The following is an 18,610-nucleotide window of genomic DNA, read 5'->3' as shown; positions in this document are numbered from 1 at the left end:
GTAATCAAATGTAGGATCTCCTATCGCCTAGGTCAGCATAAATAATAAAAGACAAAAAAGGTGCATCCCGCCATTATGGCTAAGATGCACCTTTTGAACTTTATTTATGATCCGGTTCCGGACGAAGAATCGATTCAATACGCTCCAATTCCTCTGAGGAGAATTCCAACTGGCTGAGAGCAGCCACATTCTCTTCAATCTGCGAAGGACGACTTGCACCAATCAGCGCAGAGGTTACTTTGCCATCACGCAATACCCAGGCCAGAGCAAATTGGGCCAGACTCTGACCACGTGATGCTGCAATCTGGTTCAGAGCACGCACTTTGCGCAATGTCTCTGGCGAGATGTTGTTCTCATTCAGAAACACAGACGGGCCCTTGGCACGTGAATCTTCTGGAATACCGTTCAGATATTTGTTGGTGAGCACGCCTTGTGCCAATGGACAAAAAGCGATGCTGCCTGTTCCATACTCATCAAGTACATCCTGCAGCCCATCCTCAATCCAGCGATCCAGCATTGAATATTTGGGTTGATGAATCAACAGAGGTGTACCCAGACCTTTGAGAATCTCGGCCGCCTGCTTCGTCTGTTCTGCAGGATAGTTGGAGATGCCGACATACAATGCTTTGCCGGAACGAACAATATGGTCCAGCGCCATCATGGTTTCTTCCAGAGGTGTTTCGGGATCATAACGATGAGAATAAAAGATGTCTACGTAATCGAGACCCATGCGCTTCAAGCTCTGATTGAGACTGGAAACCAGGTTTTTACGAGAACCCCACTCACCGTAAGGTCCAGGCCACATATAGTACCCGGCTTTGGTGGAGATGACGAGTTCATCTCGATATGGCTTCAGATCCTGTGCCAATACCTGACCGAATAACTGCTCTGCCGAACCTGCCGGCGGACCATAATTGTTGGCAAGGTCAAAATGCGTAATGCCCAGATCAAACGAACGGGTAATCATATTTCGGCCGTTCTCCGCATTATTAATGCCACCAAAATTATGCCATAACCCAAGTGAAATCGCTGGCAGTTTCAAACCTGAACGTCCAACGCGGTTGTATTTCATTGTTTCGTAGCGTGCATCGCTGGCTACGTAGACCATCATGAATCCCTTCTTTCCCCAGGTTCCGCCTCTAGTTCCCGGTCCGTATGCCGGAGAATGCGGTTATTCGGACAATGTCGACTTACGTTTAACCAAAAAGCTGGTCCACCTTATTCATTACCTCACCAATAGGGTCTGTAATCAGCAAATCAGCTCGCCTGTCGTAAGCCGTAGGTGTAGCGTTCAGCAAGACCGTGTGTTTCCCTTGAAAGTACGTAATCAATTGTGCGGCAGGATACACCGTTAGTGAAGTTCCACCAACCAGCAGCAAATCTGCCGAGGACAGTGCGTCAACCGAACGATATAATATCGTCTGGTCCAGTTCTTCTTCATACAGCACGACGTCCGGCTTGATCACGCCACCACATTCAGTGCAACGAGGAACCGTATCTTTTGCCGTAATAATGTCATCCAACCCGTAAAATCTCTTGCAATCCATACAAGCGTTTCGATGGATCGAACCATGAAGCTCCAGGACATTGCTGCTGCCAGCCTTCTGGTGCAACCCGTCGATATTTTGCGTGATAACCGCCTGAAGTTTTCCTTCCTGCTCCAATCTGGCGAGCAGTCGATGGCAGCCGTTGGGCATCGCATTGGGATGAAGCATTTTGCCTCGATAAAAATCATAAAAAATATCAGCATGCTGATCAAAAAAATGTCGGCTCAGCAGCTCTTCCGGTGGGTAGGGTGAATGCTGCTCTGTCTGGTATAAGCCAGCGGCAGAGCGGAAGTCGGGAATCCCGCTTTCCGTTGAAGTTCCGGCCCCTCCGAAAAAAACAATATTTGAACTTTCCTTAATCCAGGCAGCCAGTTGTTCTGTTGCGTTCATCCTCTCTCCTCCTTTATGAGATCACCCCTGTGAAGAATATTCAGAGATGATTTTTAACTCATCATAATTTTGGATAATTGCATTGGCGTCATGTAAATAGTGGCTTCTCTGGATTTCTGGACAGAAACCAATTCTATAGGACACCCCTGCGTTACGTCCCATCTGCATATCCCCATTGCTGTCACCGATCACCACACCCTCCTCAGGAAGAATATGTAATTCCCGGCAAGCCAGAACCGCAGCCTCTCCATCCGGTTTGCCCAGAGTCACCCGGTCACTGCCAACAATCGATGTAAAATATGACCGGATTCCCATCCACTCCAGATGTTCCTCGGCAGCAGCTGTGCTGTCCGAAGTGACCACTGCCATCGGAATCGATGCTTTCTGGCAGCTCTGCAAAAATGCATTTAATCCAGGCAGTGGTTCGGCCATTTTTCTCTGCCGTACCTCATCCATGGCGACACTGGAAAAATGGCGGATCGTAGTGATTGCTTCGTTCCACGGCATGCCTGCGGCATACAACTGCCCAGCAAGCAAACCGTTGCTCTCGTCCACCGTGGCAATAGCTAATGGCCCTTGAAGATCATATCCGATCAGCTGACCTTCGCGATTGCGGACCGTACCGAGAACTTGCTCACGCTCCACCGTGAACGAGGCACCAAGCTCTGACAGCTGTGATTCCAACTGATTCAGCAAAGACTCCGCCCACGGCCTCCATAGCTGTAAGAAATCCAGCAGCGTTCCATCCTTATCAAAAAGAATACCTCGGCAGGTAACTTGCTTACCACGGATTTGAAGCATAGACATACGTATCACCCCCAGTTCCCATCTGCTATGGATTCGTTCCATTCACCGTTGAAATTGCAGCTTACTTGATTGTATCCAGCCAGCCCACAGTCGTTTTAACCGTTTGAGACAGTTGTTCCTCTTCACTGACCCCAGCTTCGCCGTCACCGCTCTGGTGGCCATAGTCACCAAACTGCGAATGGTTACCACCTTCAATGGTGTAATACACCGTATCTTCTGGCAAATATGCCCGACCATTCTGATACTTTGTTGCATTCACAACTTCGTCATTCGTACCCAAGATGGATAACGCGGGTATCCCCAGTGACTTCACACTGCCTTTTTCATCCGGATAAGATGCGAGGAAAAAGATGCCCTGAAGTGCATCTGGATGGGAAGCAGCATAACGTGCTGCCATTGATCCACCAAGAGAATGCCCTCCCATAACAAATTGTTCATCTGGATAGGCTTTAATAATATCATCTGCGAGATTCTGCTTGATTACCGCCAGATTAAAAGGCATTTTTGCAATAATGGTATGATGTCCTGCTGCCGCAAGTTCATGGGCAAGAGGTGCATAACTTTCCGGTTTAACCAATCCACCTGGATAAAAAATAACACTCATCCCAACAGATTTGTCCGGTACAAAATCAATCCAGTTGTCTTTTTCAGTTACAGTCACCTGATTTGCAGTTTCCATGGCTGTCTGAGCCATCTCCTGTGGTCCATAAGGCGTAAACAGCTTCCAGGCTACAAACCCACATCCAATGACAATGAGCGCCAGAAGAACGAGCAGGAATTTCCCGATGCCCCTCTTCTTGCGCCCTGTATTATATCGGTTTCTCAACGTTCATCACCTTTCTGCACTTCCGCAGGTGCCGCGGCTTGCAGAACGGGAGCCTTCATTCCTGAGGCTCCCCTTCTTCATCATTCATCGCTATTCAGCCTTGGCCTTGCGGTAAGCATCCATATATTGTTCCGCTTTGCGGCGAACATGACTCAAGTCCCCCGTCTTCACTGCTTCCGCTGTAAGGTCCGAGCCAATACCTACAGCAACGGCGCCTCCCTTAATCCAGTCACCTAGATTGGACAAGGACACCCCACCAGTCGGCATGAAATTCGCTTGTGGCATAGGTCCCTTCATCGTTTTGATAATGGACGGATCGTAGAGATTACCGGGAAACAACTTCACAATATCCACGCCAAGTTCCAATGCACGTTGAACATCCGCAATGGTCATCACCCCTGGAAGAATCGGAATCCGGTACAGGTTGCAGATTTTCACAGTGTCCGGGTTCAGGGAAGGACCCACAACAAACTCGGCACCTGACATAATCGCGGCACGCGCTGTCTGAGGTTCAAGTACTGTTCCAGCTCCAATAATGGCAAATTTCTCTGGATCTTGTGTGTTCCAATGGTATACACGGCTTAATTTCTCGATGGCTTTGAGGGCACTAGGCACCGTCATCGTAATCTCGATAATCTTGATGCCACCCGCGATGGCTTGTTCGGCCATGGCGATAACCTGATCAGCAGAATCTGCACGCAGAACCGCAACAACCCCACTGTCCGTTATTTTTTGTAGCAGCTGAAGCTTCTTCATTTCATTCTCTCCCTTGTCAATGTGGTTGTCTATTACAAGCCTTACATTAAAGAACGAAGATGAGACATATATGATATCAGCAGCGACTAGCGCTCAACATGAGCTACATTGTTCAGCTTGGCCTCGACCTGCTCCCACGTCGGGAGCGCCTCCCAATCGCCAACAGCCTGTATTACCATGGAACCGGTCAAATTCCCGAGACGGGTCGCCTCCTGCGGAGAATATCCTTTAATAAGGCCGGACAAAAAGCCCGCACAGAATCCATCTCCTGCCCCAACCGTATCCAGGACATGATCTGCCTTGAAGTACGGAACTTCCGTTAGGGTACCATTCACCAATACGTAGGTCAAATCAGGGCCGCCCTTCACGATACAGACTGCATTCATAGCGGACAAACGCTCAAGGACTTTTTGATCATCTTCTTCGTTATACAGAAGTTTCATCTCGTCCAGACCCGGCAAGAAATAATCCGCTTGCTCAGCCAGACGAAGCAGAACAGGACGCGCTTCTTCAGCTGACCACAGTTTAAGACGCAGATTCGGATCAAAACTCACTTTCACACCAGCCTGCTTAGCTATATGTATAGCAGCTTCAACAGTAGCAAGTCCCGACGCGCTTATTGCTGCGGTGATGCCTGTAACGTGAAGGATTTGCGCACCCGCAATATAATCCGTGTCCAGGTCTTCAGGAGTAATCGCACTTGCAGCGGATAGCTTCCTATAATAGTGCACCGAGGCTTTCCCGGAAGCGTTCTCACGAATCATCAAACCAGTGGGCTCTTTGTCGCTCATCCTTGCTCTGGATACATCTACACCTTCACCACGAATTGCCTTCAAGATCATGTTACCGATCGGATCATTACCCAGGCGGCCAAACCAGCCGCTGGTATGCCCAAGCCGGGATACACCAATAGCCAGATTACTCTCTGCGCCGCCAAATGATTTGTCTAAAGTCGCTGCATATTCGAGACCTCTTGTATCCTTTGCTGTCAGCAAACCCATGCTTTCGCCAAACGTAACAATTTCAGGGCTAGGGCGGGTATTCGTCGACATGAATTCTCCCCTCCTTATATTTACAATTTCTCATCTTCTTTCCCCATTGTCAGCCTCTATGCAACCGTTGTCAATCCCGGAGCGTTCATTTTGTTGTCACAGCTTTGAGGAAGGATAGCGCTTACTCTTGTGAAATATATCACAATGAATGTTACACATCCATATTACCCTTATTACAGAAGCAGATTGCAATTGCCAAGGGTTATCAGGGGGGCTACAACATGAACAAACCGACCATCATTCACAAAGATCAGGATTCCTTTTTTTACAACTTGCGCTTCATGCTCATTGTCTGTGTACTAGCAGGCAATGCTCTCGAACCAATCATTACTCGTTTTGCAGGAGCAGAGGCTCTGTTTCTGTGGATATATACGTTTCACATGCCGCTGTTTGTATGGGTAACCGGCTACTTTGCCAGACATTCACTCAAAGGTACATCTGGCCGCAATGTGCTTAAGCAGATTGCATTACAATACCTTCTGTTTCAGTCCTTGTATGCAATAATGGATTTCACCGTATTCCACACACCGCATATGCGTTTGTCTTTCTTTGCACCTTATCTATTGCTCTGGTTTCTGGCAAGTCATTTCTGCTGGCGGCTGTTGCTTCGTCTTACACTCTCCTGGAAGCCGATCTATAGATTACTGGGTGCCGTGATGCTGGGAGTATGTGCCGGATATTTACCCTTTGATGGTTTCTGGTTGAGCTTCAGCCGAACGTTTGTGTTCCTTCCTTTCTTTGTTATCGGGTATGACTACGGAGCGTCCATCCGCTCCCATTTGCGATCCGGCTGGGGCCGAAGAATTGCAGCTACGTTATCTGCTGCTCTTCTTGGTTGGATTGGACTCGGAGGGTTCAACATTTCACCAGGCTGGTTACTGGGAAGCATGACTTATGCAGAGCTTGGACATCATGAGTGGTTTGCAGGAATTTACCGCCTCGGAATCTATGCACTTGAAATTGGATCAGGAGCATTATTTCTCGCCTGGGTCCCTTCATTAACATCCAGATTGACTGAATTGGGACGACGCACTCTGTATGTGTTCCTTTTACATGGATTTCTCGTTCGCTTGGCGGTCTGGTCCGGGGTTTACAACTATCTGGAGACCAGCTTGTATATTCCGGTGATTGTCTCCATTGCGTTACTGTTCGCTATAACGCTGGCCCACCCAGCCGTCCGTCATGCCTTTCGCCCTCTCATTGAGCCCGATATTTCCCGCTTTCACTTCAACCATCAGGGGGTATTAAAACGTTCAGCATCCTGGTTTAGATAAACTGAAATCCTGCTCCTTTCCATTCAAATCGACTTGTTTCAGGCTGGAAATGTTGTGGTAAGTAGGAATACGCGCTACAACAATCTACTTATGATATAAGGAGTGATTTGTAATGGCACGTCCACAGACGTCTGAACACAAAATGAGTCGCGAGGAAGCGGGTAGATTAGGTGGCAAGGCCACATCCAAAAAGCATGATCGGAGCTTCTACCAAATGATAGGTAAAAAAGGTGGAGAAGCGACTTCAGATGCGCATGATTCTCAGTTCTATAAGGAAATTGGACGCAAGGGTGGAGAAGCAACTTCCGAAACTCATAATAAAGAATTCTATCGGGAGATTGGCCGCAAAGGCGGGAGCAGTTAGTCTATCCCCATAGGTAGCAGTGAAAGATCACCTGATGCAGTGCATCAAATCAAGAAAGCTTCATTCCACTAATGGATTGAAGCTTCTTTCTATTGAATTGTAGAATTATGACGACGGTTGTGATAGACTCTATAGAAAAACCGGGTTGTTCACGGGTTTAAAGCAGCAAAGAACTTCACAAACTACGGGAAGCTCGAAACCAGTATCACTGGTCAATTTTTTTAGAGTACGGATGAAATTAAACGACAGATGCACTGCCATTTATATTTCCATTCATGTTGCTCAATATTATAAATTTGGGGGGAAATACACCATGTCAGCCAAGAAGATGCGTTCCGATATGATCAAAAAAGGTTTTGACCGTGCACCGCACCGCAGTTTGCTCCGCGCAGCGGGCGTTAAAGAAGAGGACTTTGGCAAACCATTTATTGCCGTATGTAACTCTTACATCGATATCGTGCCCGGCCATGTCCACCTGCAGGAATTCGGTAAAATTGTAAAGGAAGCTATTCGTGAAGCCGGTGGCGTTCCATTCGAATTCAACACCATCGGAGTTGACGACGGAATCGCCATGGGACACATTGGTATGCGTTACTCGCTGCCAAGCCGTGACATTATTGCGGATTCCGTGGAAACCGTTGTATCTGCACACTGGTTCGACGGCATGGTATGTATCCCGAACTGTGACAAAATCACACCAGGTATGATGATGGGCGCACTCCGCTGTAATATCCCTACCGTGTTTGTCAGCGGCGGTCCAATGAAGGCAGGTCGTGACAGCAATGGTAAAGCTCTGTCCTTGACCTCCGTTTTTGAAGGCGTAGGTGCTTATCAAGCTGGTAAAATCGATGATAAGAGCTTGCTTGAACTTGAACAGTTCGGCTGTCCAACATGTGGATCATGCTCCGGTATGTTCACTGCGAACTCCATGAACTGTCTGGCTGAAGCGATGGGACTGGCTATGCCAGGTAACGGAACCATCCTGGCTGTTGCTCCTGAGCGTCGTGAGTTTGTTAAACAATCCGCTAAACAACTGATGGAACTCATCAAATTGGATCTGAAACCACGCGATATCGTTACTGTAGAAGCCATCGACAATGCTTTTGCACTGGATATGGCTATGGGTGGTTCCACGAATACGGTACTTCATACATTGGCACTGGCTCATGAAGCAGGCATCGAGTATCCAATCGAGCGAATCAATGAAGTTGCTAACCGCGTTCCTCACTTGGCAAAATTGGCACCTGCTTCCGATCTTCACATCGAAGACGTTCACAATGCGGGTGGCGTAAGTGCAGTTCTGAACGAATTGCTCAAGAAACCAGGTGCAATTCATGGCGACTGTATCACGGTAACAGGTAAAACGATCCGTGAGAACGTTGAAGGTCAGGAAATCCAAGATACCAATGTCATCCACCACCTGGATAACCCGCATTCCGAAAAAGGCGGCTTGGCTGTATTGTTTGGTAACCTTGCACCACAAGGCGCCATCATCAAGGTTGGTGCTGTTGACGCTTCGGTTGGTGGATATCACAAAGGTCCTGCTATTTGCTTCGACTCCCAGGAACAAGCGCTCGAAGGCATTGCAAACGGCAAGGTAAAAGAAGGACATGTTGTCGTTATCCGTTATGAAGGACCAAAAGGCGGACCAGGTATGCCTGAGATGCTCGCTCCTACTTCCCAAATCGTAGGTATGGGCCTTGGTGCCAAAGTAGGTCTGATCACCGACGGACGCTTCTCTGGCGCATCCCGCGGAATCAGTATCGGACATATCTCTCCAGAAGCTGCTGAAGGCGGTCCAATCGCTTTTGTTGAAGAAGGAGACATCATTGAACTTGATCTGAACAACCGCATCATCGAATTGCATATCAGTGACGAAGAATTCGAACGTCGTCGCGCAGGTTGGAAAGGCTTTGAACCGAAAGTAAAAACCGGTTACCTCGCTCGTTATTCCAAACTGGTAACGAATGCAAGCAACGGCGGCGTACTGAGTATCTAATTCAAGTATGAGATATCCGGTGAATTTCTATATCGGAAACATAAATAAAGGGTTGCTCTTCAGCCGACTTCGGCGAAGGGCAACCCTTTTCTTTATTCATTTCGCAATCAGTTTCGTTCAGGTACAAGATCCTGTTCAGGAACCAACAATTCCTCAGAGGACTGTTCCGCCGTTGCAGCTACCAATGCGTGCTGACCATATCGATCCAGCAACACGTCAAGCGGCATGGCAATCATTTTTGGAACCAATTGTTCGGATCGCTGCTTCAGACGTTTCGTTCCTGCCGGATGAATGACGCTTAGCAGAAGTTTCAGATACACTTTGGATGCAGAACTGAACGGCCCAGGAGCCAACTCCCGAACCGTAAACCCGAATTTCTCCGGTCCCCGGTTAATCATGCTCACACCGTATAGAGCCTTGGCTGAACGAAGTTCAGGTTCAAGAGCGACCTGCCGGGCCAAATCAGGAAGTTGCTGTTCCATGGCCCGAATCATGCGAATGGCCAGATGCATACTTGAGCGTGAAGTCATACCTAGATCGAAAAGCTTTTTATTATCAAAATGAAGTTCAATAACCGGATCTCCGTTACGAATCACATGACCGTCATTCATTTCAACCAATGCTCCATGATATACGCGGGAGCGGTAATGCAGCAATGGGTCCTCCGGTGACGCTGTATGCAGATGGTATACCCAATGAAACAACTTCTCCCATCCTAGCCACAAAGCAACAACCATCCGTTTCCAAGGTGATAAATGTGTTTGTGGTTGATTTGTACTTTTAGATTCGCTCACCGTAACGCCTCCCATCAACGTATCGATGCGTACACTGTGCAACTGCTGCCTGTTTGCCTCCTGCAATACGACTTCGAGCGCCTGGAGCATCTGCTCCGGCGCGTGTGCATCAGCGCCGAGGGTAGTCCCTCGATCATGCAGCAACATGACCTCTCCGCCCCTTAGCTCCTTCAACATTCGTTCTGTCAATTTCTCAACGCCTACACTACTTCTCCAGTCCTCAAACATGGACGACCACAGAATAATCCGACGATCTTTTTTACTGAAAAAATCAAACAGATTCATAATCCCCCACGGTGGACGATAATAACAAGTTCTTACCCCCGTAACCTCCTGAATAATCTGACCTGTTCGTTGAATCTGATCTCGAACCGTACGCGGCCGCATCAACCAATTCGTTTTGTGAATATAATTATGAATTCCGAGAAGATGACCTTCCTCATGTATACGCTGAATGAGTTCGGGATGACGGGCTGCATGCTCCCCGACTACAAAAAACGTTGCCTTTGCCCCATACTGGTGTAGTAAATCAAGCAATCTGGGTGTGTATTCCGGGTCCGGCCCATCATCAAAGGTTAAGGAAAACTCCGTCTCACTTCTCCCGCGCCTGAACACACGAAAACCGAAAAATCTGCTAACTAAACTCGGAATAAAGGCGTAAAACGATGAAATGTACAATAACCACAGTAATATGCTCTGAAGTAAATTTGTCATGCTACAAACTCCCCGCTTCTCTTGCTGAATTACCGTGCCATAATATAGCACTAACCAAAATAAACCGCCTTTAATTTTATCATAATTCAGCCTTTTCTTGAATCCTCTTTTCCCAAAAAGATAGCTTTCGTGTACAATAAATGCATCCTAATTTTTACCTTAATGACCAACAAAGGAGCCCTGCCCATGCTGCCGCTTTACAAAAAATATGGGCGCACCGTCTTTGACATTGCGCTGCTCGTATTAACCGTGTACTTTATCATGTACGGATTCAGTCGATTATATCAATTGGCTGCGCCAGTTTTTCTTTCATTTATAGTGTATTGGATGATCGAACCCCTGGCAAGATTTCTGCACCGCAAAGGATTGCCCAAAACCTTGGGCGCCGCTATTTCGGTTTTGTTGTTTCTTGCTGTTATTGTTGCTGCCTTTTTTGGATTGGGATTAATTATCGTATCCCAAATTTCTAATTTGCAGGATAATTTTCCTTATTATATCGAGATGGTCCAGCGTGAATTCACCAATCTGGTTTATTTTATTCAGGACAAGTCCGATGCTTTACCTGACGGAATAACCGAGAAGGTTAGTGACTATTTTGCTACACTGACCGGATTCCTGTCCAAATGGGTGACCAGCGGTGCACAAATCGTCATCGGTTTTCTCAGTTCATTTTCTTCCTTTATTACTAATTTCGGGATTGCCATTATTCTCGCGTTCTTTCTCAGTATCGAGATTGAATCCTGGCGGAAATTTGCCCGGGCCAAAACACCAAAAACGTTGAAGCTGGCTCTTGAATTTATGCGTAATCATGTGTTCAAGACGATCCGTTCGTATTTGAAGGCCCAAATGATTATGATGCTGATTACTTTTGTATTGATTTATGCAGGCTTGTTGATTCTTGGAACTGCCAATGCCTTCACCATCGCAGCCATCTGCGCCGTTTTTGACCTTGTACCTTTGCTGGGTGTTCCAGTTATATTCATTCCGTGGATTGTGTATCTGTTCATTGTGGGGAATAGTAGCCTTGCGATTGGCTTAATTGTAGTCCTTGCTGTAACCATGCTGACACGCCAACTGCTGGAGCCCAAAATATCGGGTAATTCAATCGGAGTCTCTTCCGCATACTTGATGCTTTCTTTTATGCTGATTTCGCTCTCCGTCTTTGGTCTGGCCGGTGTGGTATTGTCTCCGGTGCTGCTGATTCTGCTCAAAGAACTACTGCAACAAGGATATCTCCAGCAATGGATTCACTTGCCGAAGGATGAATTCGAATCCTCCCCATTAGTGATGGACACACCGGGTAGCACCACCTCTGGTATGAATACTGAGCCTTCGGTGCAAGAACCTGCTCCTCCCGGTAATCATGAGGATTCAGCCAAATAGTCCATCACTTTTCTGAACATCGCCGTTGCTTGATGACGGCTGCTTGGAGCAACGTTTTGGACAAGGACAGCTACAGCATATTTGGGTTGTTCCGTAGGTCCATACCCGATAAACCATTGATGGTTACGTTTCTCTCCATGCTGCTGTACCTGTGCTGTGCCTGACTTCCCTGCCACCTGCCACCGTGCATGTTGCAGGGATTTTCCCGTTCCGTCACTGACAACCTTCTTCATCCAAGATAACAGCTGATGCGCCGTAGCTGGAGAGATCCGTCCTGCCGAAGATGGTGAATCATGCATCGGCATATCCAGCATCGTATCGCCATCGGCATATCGGATACGCTGAACAAGGCGTGGAGCACTCACCTTGCCATCATGCAAGAGCGTAACGATCAGATTAGCCGCTTGTAATGGAGTCACCAGAACGTCCCGCTGACCGATAGCCGTCTGTACCTTGACTCCTTCATCCTGAGGAGAGACGGATGGCAGTCTCACTCTTCCTGCGTCCTCATGATCAAAATGATGCAGTACCGTCATTCCTGCGATTTGCTTTCCCTCCCAGCCAACTGGACGTGCCAATCCCAAAGCATCTGCCGTACGTTCCAACTGCTCCATACTGAGCCGACGAGCAGTTTCAGCAAATACAATATTGCAGGACTCGGCAAACCCTTGCTCCAGATTCAATGTCCCATGCCCATGCTCCTTCCAGCAGGACAGACCATATTTCCCCCACTCGCCACCACAATGAAAAGTCTCCCCTTTGGATACTGCGTGATATTCCAGCGCGGCCGCTGCTGTAACGATTTTGAATATGGAACCCGGTACAGCCCCCTGCACGGCACGATTCGACCAAGCCGTTTGTTTAGGGTCTACATGCTGCGGATTATAGAACGGTGCCGAAACCATTGCACGCACGTCTGCATTGGCTGCATCCAGCACAACGATAGCCCCTTCCTTCATTCCGGACTTCTTCACAATCTGCTCTATCCCTTGCTGCACATCGATATTGATCGTCGTCTCCGCACGCAATGGGTAGTGTGTATTTGATGGTGCAATCACACGCGGCTGTAATTCTGGAATAACCTCTCCTGAACCTGTAACCATACGTGTTAACAGGGTCGGCCCAATGCCCATCAATAAAGGTTCCATTGTTCTTTCCAACCCAGCTGCTCCAGATTTCATGGCAAAAGGCTGCTTCACCTCATTCTTATGACGCGACTGTGCGTTCGGAAATCCAGGCTGTTCAGCAAGATAACCCAACCATTGCATACCCGTAGTGGCTTGTCCATAACGTGTCATGAGAGGATATACACTTGCGCCGTCTGCCTTCAATATACGTAGTCGGGCAACCTGGGATTCGGTCAACGTAATCGGCTGGTTGGCACCTGCTGTCCAGAAATGGGGTGCGTTCCCTTGATTCCATTCCTTTTGTAACGACTTCGTATCGGTATGTAATAGAGCTGCCAATTCCTTAACTTCCGAATTTGCCATTGTAGATGGATATGAATGACTTGTTTGATCTGGATGCGGAAAAAGGACCAATCCCCATTCCAGCTTGCCTGTTAGGGGTTGCCCCTTATAATCAGTAAAATGTCCTCGTCCCGTATCCAGTACAACCCCTCGTTCTCGCTGCAATACGGACATCTCACGAACAGTACGTTGAAATCCAGGCATCGTGCGGTTGATTTGAATGCCCTGAATCCAAACCAAACGAATCATAAGCAAAGCGAATAAACCCGTAAGAAGAATACATGCAATATAAATGCGCCGTTTCAGTTGTACATGCATCTGGCCACCCCGTTCAGCGTTTTGGCATAGTATTCTACATTCAGAATGGAATTATCCGGTAACAACAAGAAAACCTGCCCCTTTAAGGGACAGGCTTCTCAATGAATCAAATAGGTTCGAATTATACTGTAAAGCGAGACAATGTATCTTTCAATTCTGTCGAAACATTCTCCAGTTTTGCTGACAAATTCACCAGTTGATTGCTGATATTTTGTTGTTCACTGCTCAAGGAGGCAACTTCCTGGGACGTTGCAGAAGATTGTTCAGCTACAGCACTGACATTACTCATCGCTTCGGATAACGTCCCTTGAGATTGATTCAAATCTCCGATTGAACCAGTGACCATGCTCAGACTCTCAACAAAAGCACCCATTTGTTGCTGTACTGAAGCAAATATTACATTGGTATCTTTAACAGCATCCATCTGTTCCTTGAATAACGGATAAGCTGCAGACAATTGATCTACCGTCTCATTCATTTCGGTCATAATCTTGTCGGTAATGTCGCCAACCATATCAATGGACTGTCTGGATTGTTCAGCCAACTGACGAACCTCATTTGCTACCACCATGAATCCGCGTCCAGCTGTACCGGCACGAGCGGCTTCAATTGTTGCATTCAAGGAGAGAATGTTCGTTTGTTTGGTAATATTCTGCATGACGTCAAGCACCTTCAGAACAGAGGATGTGCTCTCTTTCAAGGAATCCACCTTGTTTACCAACGCACCAATCATTTCTTCTGTCTTCTGTGTTTTGGTCATCAACTGGTTCAGATGCTGAGTACCTGTCTGACTGGATTTCTCTACATGACGGGCTGAATCACCCATTTGTTCATTTGCGGCGACCACACTCTCCATCTGACGGGAGATATTGTCGGTCAATTCATTTCCACGCTCCGCTTCTGTTGCCAGACTACTTGCTCCACCTGCAATTTCTTCAGTGGCTACGGCAATCTCGGAAGCGGAGACTGCTGTTTTCTTGGATGCACTGCTCAGCTCAGAAGCGGTATCGAGCACTTCTTGCGCAGAACGGTTGGTTTGTTCGACCAAATTCGTGATCTGTTCCATCATGAGATTGAATGCCGCTGATAATTGACCAATCTCATCCTTGGAGGTAAATGGTGTACGCACTTTAAGATTACCTTTTGCTCCTTCTTGCATCAGATCTTTCAATTTGCCCATTGGACGGGCAATTATGCGAACCATCCAAATACCGATCAGTATGGCAATAGCGGCAACTACGAGTGCCACCCACAATGTCAGTGTCAGAATGCCTTTGGCATCTTTCACCAGCATAGAAGTTGGGACCATTCCGATCAATTTCCAAGCGGATGAATCCATAGTACTATACACTGCCAGCATATCGGTCGAATTTCCATCCACGGTATACTCTGTATTGGTACTACCGGATTTGTCTGTTAGCTCCTTAACAAAGGTCAAATCCGTATCTTTCCCTGTACGATCAGCAATTGTTGAAGCTACAACCTTGTTGTCCGGAGCAATGAGCTGGAGGACTGCGCCTTCACCCAAGTCAAGCGATTTCAATTGCTGCTCCAGAACCTCCAATTTCAATTCAATGATTAACACATAGGACTGGGTTGTCCCTTGCAGGTTCTTCATTGAACGAGCAATTCGGAACGTTGGTGTGGCGCCGTCCTCTTTGACTTCCGTTGGAAGCCAGCGATATCCGCCTGCTTGGACCAACTCGCTGTACCAGCTCTCTTTACGGATGTCGCCCATGGAAGAACTGCTGTTGCCTGTGCCCATGGTAGACTTTGTTTCGTCTGTCGGCACAAGATAAATCGCTTCCATAGATTTATTCGTAAATGCAATATTCGATAATTGTTTGTTGATCGAACTTGAATTTATAAACGTATCGTACGCCGTTAAATTCGTATCAGACATCTTCTGAAGCAATGACTGCATTTCTGGATCAAAGAAAATTTGTGTGGATGTATCTACAAACCGCTCCAAAATAATGTCCATTTTTTGCTTGGTCTGTTCAATCGTTTCCTGGTTTGATCGAGAAGCATTTTTTTCAATCGTATCCTTGGCTTTAGCGTAGGATAATAGACCTAAACCGACTACAAAAAACATAATTGCTACAAAAAAGATCAAAAACAGTTTAACACCTACCGATTTAATCGGATTGACCTTCTTCATTTGCTCTAACGCTGTTCCCCCAACATTTTTCCAGTTTTGCTTCTTCAACTGGTTTTTGGTCTTGTTCCACCCTGACCTCAGATTACCTGAGTCTAATTTAAAAGCCTTTCTGCTTGAAGTATCCCCTGTCTTACTTTTCATTACTTTTTCTTTCTTTACTTTCTGAACCTTCTCGGGCTTAACCTTCTCGGGTATTTTCAACTCTTCCCCACTGTCCTTCTGCTTCTTTTGAACCAATCCCATTCACCTGCCAGTAATTTACTTGTTGGATTTTTCTTTCTCTCCCCTATAAATATGTAGTATTCGACAGCTTTCTCCTTTCCCCTTTCGTTTTCTCGAAATTTATTACAACTTTTTTCCTATTTTTCTATAAAAAAAAGACCCCCATATACCGATATACGGAGGTCAAATTTGTAAATTTTATAACACTATATTGTTAAAACATAATATTATTTTGTTAAAAACTAGGCATTTGAACCTACTTCTTTTTTCTCATCATATCAAAGTAGGAAACAGGTTGATCCACCTTCATTTTTACACGCTGTAACGGGTGACGAGCTGCATCGAGCACATTGCCTTCTTCATCCTGCAGTTCCCCAACCACCTGTTTGAAAAAGTGGCCTCCCGGACCGAAAAATTCGATTTCCTGTCCAGGTTTGAAATGATTGCGCTGTTGAATGGTCGCCATTCCTGTAGCAGCATCATAGTCCATCACCAATCCAGCAAAGTCAAAAGGTACCGCTTTTTCTTCCGGTTCATAGATGTGGTCCTCATGATCCGGTGTATCATAGAAAAATCCGGTATTCAGTGGACGATTCGCTGCCTTGTTCATTTCCTCTACCCACTCAGGCTTCAATACATAGTTATCCGGGTCAGCCATATAAGAATCAATAGCTTGACGATATACGTTAACCACGGTAGCCACATAGTGAATCGACTTCATGCGTCCTTCGATTTTGAAACTATCCACACCAACATCAATCAGCTCAGGAATATGCCCAATCATGCACAGATCCTTCGAACCCATGGAAAAAGAATTGTCCTGCTCCTGAAATAGGGGTAGCTGGTTCTCTCCCAATTTGAATGGTGCAGGTGCCTGCAGTTGCATTTCTTCTTCGCTGACCCACACGGTATCTTCCCGGGCATCTTCAAAGAGATCATACTTCCAGCGGCAGGATTGGCAGCAGCCACCCCGGTTGGAGTCCCGATCCGTAAAATGGTTGGACAACACACAACGTCCGGAATATGACGAGCACATCGCTCCATGAATAAAGGCTTCGATCTCGATATCCACATTGGCCTTGATTTCTTCAATTTCTTCAAAGCTTGTCTCACGTCCGAGAACGACGCGTGGAAGGCCTTCATCCTTCCAGAACTTCACAGCTTGCCAGTTCAGAGTTGATTGTTGTGTACTCAAATGCACTTCCAGACCCGGTACGGCACGCTGAGCCACTTCAATAATTGCTGGATCTGCTACGATAATAGCTGCAATTCCTGCATCATACAAGTGTTGCAAATATGCTTGAATGCCTTCAATATCTTCATTATGCGCATAAATATTGGTTGCCACGAAAACTTTAGCTCCATATTTTTTGGCAAATTCCACACCTTCACGCATCTCTTCAAAGCTAAAGTTATCCGCGTTGGAACGCAATCCGTATGCCTGTCCACCGATATACACAGCATCCGCACCATAATGGATTGCAAATTTAAGTTTTTCCAGGTTGCCCGCCGGAGCAAGCAGCTCCGGTTTGTCCAGACGGTTACGTTTACCCGAGAACTTCCGCTGTACCGCCACTGTTTCCATGTTGTTCACCTCGTCTATTAATACACCTGTTCTTTATAGAAAAATCCAAACGACAATTCCCGTTCAGGGTCCTGCAACTGACGAACCTCGTCCAGCCATTCTTCACAAAATGCATAAGCATCGGCATCAGCTGCATAACTGTCCAGAGCTATACGGTATGCACGTACAACAGCTTCGTTATACGCAAGCGATTTTAACATGCCTTCGATTTTGAAGCTGTGTACCCCGGCCTCCATCAACAGATGAAGATCTTCGAGAATACAAATATCCTCCGAACTCATGATGTGAGTTCCGTTCAGGTCTTCATAGATCGGGAACTTCTCATCCCGGCGTTCAGCCTCGATCAGAAATAAACCACGCTCTTTACCCAAATGCCCCTCTACAGGACGCCCCTGATGGGACATATAACTTTGCACCAGACTCCGTTTGGAATGATAAATGTTCGTCATGCCATGTACCTGAACCTGAGCTTCCACCTTCAGAAATGGAACCATCTCTGTCAGCTCGTCCATATTCAGCTCCCGAGCAAGTACGACACGACTCGCTCCTTTGGCCCCCCAGTAGTTGGCTGTTGCATAGTTGGTCGATGTCATCTCAGCGTTCCAGTGCAGCTGGATATGCGGAGCATGCTCCTTAATAGCGGCGAGCACAGATGGATCGTTGAACTCCACCCCATGAACACCGATTTTACCCAGAGCTTGAACGTATTCAGGTAATTCCTTTAGCAACTCGTTGGACATCAGATTGTTCATAGACACGTATACACGAGCCTGATGTTTCGCAGCAACGGCAACGACCTCTGCTGTTTCTTCCACACTGAAGCTGCCGGGAAGACGCATGCCGAAGCGATCATCCCCAATTAACAAAGCATCTGCTCCTGCTTGGAGCAGCACCTCTGCCTCTTTCACATTTGCCGCCGTAACGAGCAGTTCATGTTTCGTACTCATAT

The 18,610-nt window shown here is 46.9% G+C and carries 14 protein-coding genes and 1 pseudogene; 4 read left to right on the top strand and 11 right to left on the bottom strand.

What is annotated here, in order from left to right; genetic code table 11:
* Window positions 1–100 precede the first annotated feature (100 nt).
* The 6 genes from mgrA to A6049_RS22875 form a co-directional block, all read right to left on the bottom strand.
* Entirely contained in the window at window positions 101–1,108 is a 1,008-nt protein-coding gene (gene mgrA / locus A6049_RS22900) for an L-glyceraldehyde 3-phosphate reductase (RefSeq protein WP_063566864.1), read from the bottom strand.
* An 88-nt stretch (window positions 1,109–1,196) separates the two neighbouring features.
* Entirely contained in the window at window positions 1,197–1,937 is a 741-nt protein-coding gene (locus A6049_RS22895; protein ID WP_063566863.1) for an NAD-dependent protein deacylase, read from the bottom strand.
* A gap of 21 nt (window positions 1,938–1,958) precedes the next feature.
* Window positions 1,959–2,744 (bottom strand): HAD family hydrolase, encoded by a 786-nt coding sequence (locus A6049_RS22890; RefSeq protein ID WP_063566862.1) that lies wholly within the window; start codon window positions 2,742–2,744, stop codon window positions 1,959–1,961.
* Window positions 2,745–2,805: 61 nt separating this feature from the next.
* Window positions 2,806–3,570, bottom strand: coding sequence for an alpha/beta fold hydrolase (locus tag A6049_RS22885; RefSeq protein ID WP_063566861.1), 765 nt, complete (start codon window positions 3,568–3,570; stop codon window positions 2,806–2,808).
* 90 nt (window positions 3,571–3,660) lie between these two features.
* Window positions 3,661–4,326: a bifunctional 2-keto-4-hydroxyglutarate aldolase/2-keto-3-deoxy-6-phosphogluconate aldolase gene (locus A6049_RS22880; protein WP_063566860.1), complete on the bottom strand. Its 666-nt coding sequence runs from the start codon at window positions 4,324–4,326 to the stop codon at window positions 3,661–3,663.
* A gap of 86 nt (window positions 4,327–4,412) precedes the next feature.
* Complete coding sequence (locus A6049_RS22875; protein WP_063566859.1) at window positions 4,413–5,378, bottom strand: sugar kinase; 966 nt, start codon at window positions 5,376–5,378, stop codon at window positions 4,413–4,415.
* A gap of 221 nt (window positions 5,379–5,599) precedes the next feature.
* Between A6049_RS22875 and A6049_RS22870 the strand changes: the two genes are divergently transcribed.
* From A6049_RS22870 to ilvD, 3 genes and pseudogenes are all read left to right on the top strand, one after another.
* Window positions 5,600–6,652: an acyltransferase family protein gene (locus tag A6049_RS22870; protein ID WP_063566858.1), complete on the top strand. Its 1,053-nt coding sequence runs from the start codon at window positions 5,600–5,602 to the stop codon at window positions 6,650–6,652.
* 112 nt (window positions 6,653–6,764) lie between these two features.
* Window positions 6,765–7,013 (top strand): annotated as a pseudogene (locus A6049_RS22865) (KGG domain-containing protein); the annotation flags it as partial.
* Window positions 7,014–7,329: 316 nt separating this feature from the next.
* Window positions 7,330–9,015, top strand: coding sequence for a dihydroxy-acid dehydratase (gene ilvD / locus A6049_RS22860; protein ID WP_063566857.1), 1,686 nt, complete (start codon window positions 7,330–7,332; stop codon window positions 9,013–9,015).
* A gap of 107 nt (window positions 9,016–9,122) precedes the next feature.
* Here the strand turns inward: ilvD and A6049_RS22855 are convergent, their stop codons facing one another.
* On the bottom strand, window positions 9,123–10,523 hold the full coding sequence (locus A6049_RS22855; RefSeq protein ID WP_063566856.1) for a polysaccharide deacetylase family protein: 1,401 nt from the start codon (window positions 10,521–10,523) through the stop codon (window positions 9,123–9,125).
* Between the two features lie 186 nt (window positions 10,524–10,709).
* On the opposite strand from A6049_RS22855, the gene A6049_RS22850 reads away from it, so the two are divergent.
* On the top strand, window positions 10,710–11,906 hold the full coding sequence (locus A6049_RS22850) for an AI-2E family transporter (protein WP_063566855.1): 1,197 nt from the start codon (window positions 10,710–10,712) through the stop codon (window positions 11,904–11,906).
* Here the strand turns inward: A6049_RS22850 and A6049_RS22845 are convergent.
* The 4 genes from A6049_RS22845 to A6049_RS22830 form a co-directional block, all read right to left on the bottom strand.
* Entirely contained in the window at window positions 11,885–13,693 is a 1,809-nt protein-coding gene (locus A6049_RS22845; RefSeq protein ID WP_063566854.1) for a peptidoglycan D,D-transpeptidase FtsI family protein, read from the bottom strand. The genes A6049_RS22850 and A6049_RS22845 overlap by 22 nt on opposite strands.
* A 121-nt stretch (window positions 13,694–13,814) precedes the next feature.
* Window positions 13,815–16,097, bottom strand: coding sequence for a methyl-accepting chemotaxis protein (locus A6049_RS22840; RefSeq protein ID WP_063566853.1), 2,283 nt, complete (start codon window positions 16,095–16,097; stop codon window positions 13,815–13,817).
* A 235-nt stretch (window positions 16,098–16,332) separates the two neighbouring features.
* Complete coding sequence (locus A6049_RS22835) at window positions 16,333–17,661, bottom strand: peptidase U32 family protein (protein WP_063566852.1); 1,329 nt, start codon at window positions 17,659–17,661, stop codon at window positions 16,333–16,335.
* A 17-nt stretch (window positions 17,662–17,678) separates the two neighbouring features.
* On the bottom strand, window positions 17,679–18,608 hold the full coding sequence (locus tag A6049_RS22830) for a peptidase U32 family protein (protein ID WP_063566851.1): 930 nt from the start codon (window positions 18,606–18,608) through the stop codon (window positions 17,679–17,681).
* Window positions 18,609–18,610 lie beyond the last annotated feature (2 nt).

Origin of the sequence: Paenibacillus sp. O199 (assembly GCF_001636635.1) — a bacterium.
In the GTDB taxonomy this organism is placed as follows: domain Bacteria; phylum Bacillota; class Bacilli; order Paenibacillales; family Paenibacillaceae; genus Paenibacillus; species Paenibacillus marchantiae.
The sequence above is the reverse complement of the archived record's forward strand: the minus strand, read 5'-3'. Positions and strand labels throughout refer to the sequence as shown.

What these genes read in the sequence shown, in the direction of transcription:
- mgrA (WP_063566864.1), bottom strand. Translation starts at nt 1,108, where the DNA reads ATGGTCTACGTAGCCAGCGATGCACGCTACGAAACAATGAAATACAAC.
- A6049_RS22895 (WP_063566863.1), bottom strand. Translation starts at nt 1,937, where the DNA reads ATGAACGCAACAGAACAACTGGCTGCCTGGATTAAGGAAAGTTCAAAT.
- A6049_RS22890 (WP_063566862.1), bottom strand. Translation starts at nt 2,744, where the DNA reads ATGTCTATGCTTCAAATCCGTGGTAAGCAAGTTACCTGCCGAGGTATT.
- A6049_RS22880 (WP_063566860.1), bottom strand. Translation starts at nt 4,326, where the DNA reads ATGAAGAAGCTTCAGCTGCTACAAAAAATAACGGACAGTGGGGTTGTT.
- A6049_RS22875 (WP_063566859.1), bottom strand. Translation starts at nt 5,378, where the DNA reads ATGTCGACGAATACCCGCCCTAGCCCTGAAATTGTTACGTTTGGCGAA.
- A6049_RS22870 (WP_063566858.1), top strand. Translation starts at nt 5,600, where the DNA reads ATGAACAAACCGACCATCATTCACAAAGATCAGGATTCCTTTTTTTAC.
- ilvD (WP_063566857.1), top strand. Translation starts at nt 7,330, where the DNA reads ATGTCAGCCAAGAAGATGCGTTCCGATATGATCAAAAAAGGTTTTGAC.
- A6049_RS22855 (WP_063566856.1), bottom strand. Translation starts at nt 10,523, where the DNA reads ATGACAAATTTACTTCAGAGCATATTACTGTGGTTATTGTACATTTCA.
- A6049_RS22850 (WP_063566855.1), top strand. Translation starts at nt 10,710, where the DNA reads ATGCTGCCGCTTTACAAAAAATATGGGCGCACCGTCTTTGACATTGCG.
- A6049_RS22845 (WP_063566854.1), bottom strand. Translation starts at nt 13,693, where the DNA reads ATGCATGTACAACTGAAACGGCGCATTTATATTGCATGTATTCTTCTT.
- A6049_RS22840 (WP_063566853.1), bottom strand. Translation starts at nt 16,097, where the DNA reads ATGGGATTGGTTCAAAAGAAGCAGAAGGACAGTGGGGAAGAGTTGAAA.
- A6049_RS22835 (WP_063566852.1), bottom strand. Translation starts at nt 17,661, where the DNA reads ATGGAAACAGTGGCGGTACAGCGGAAGTTCTCGGGTAAACGTAACCGT.
- A6049_RS22830 (WP_063566851.1), bottom strand. Translation starts at nt 18,608, where the DNA reads ATGAGTACGAAACATGAACTGCTCGTTACGGCGGCAAATGTGAAAGAG.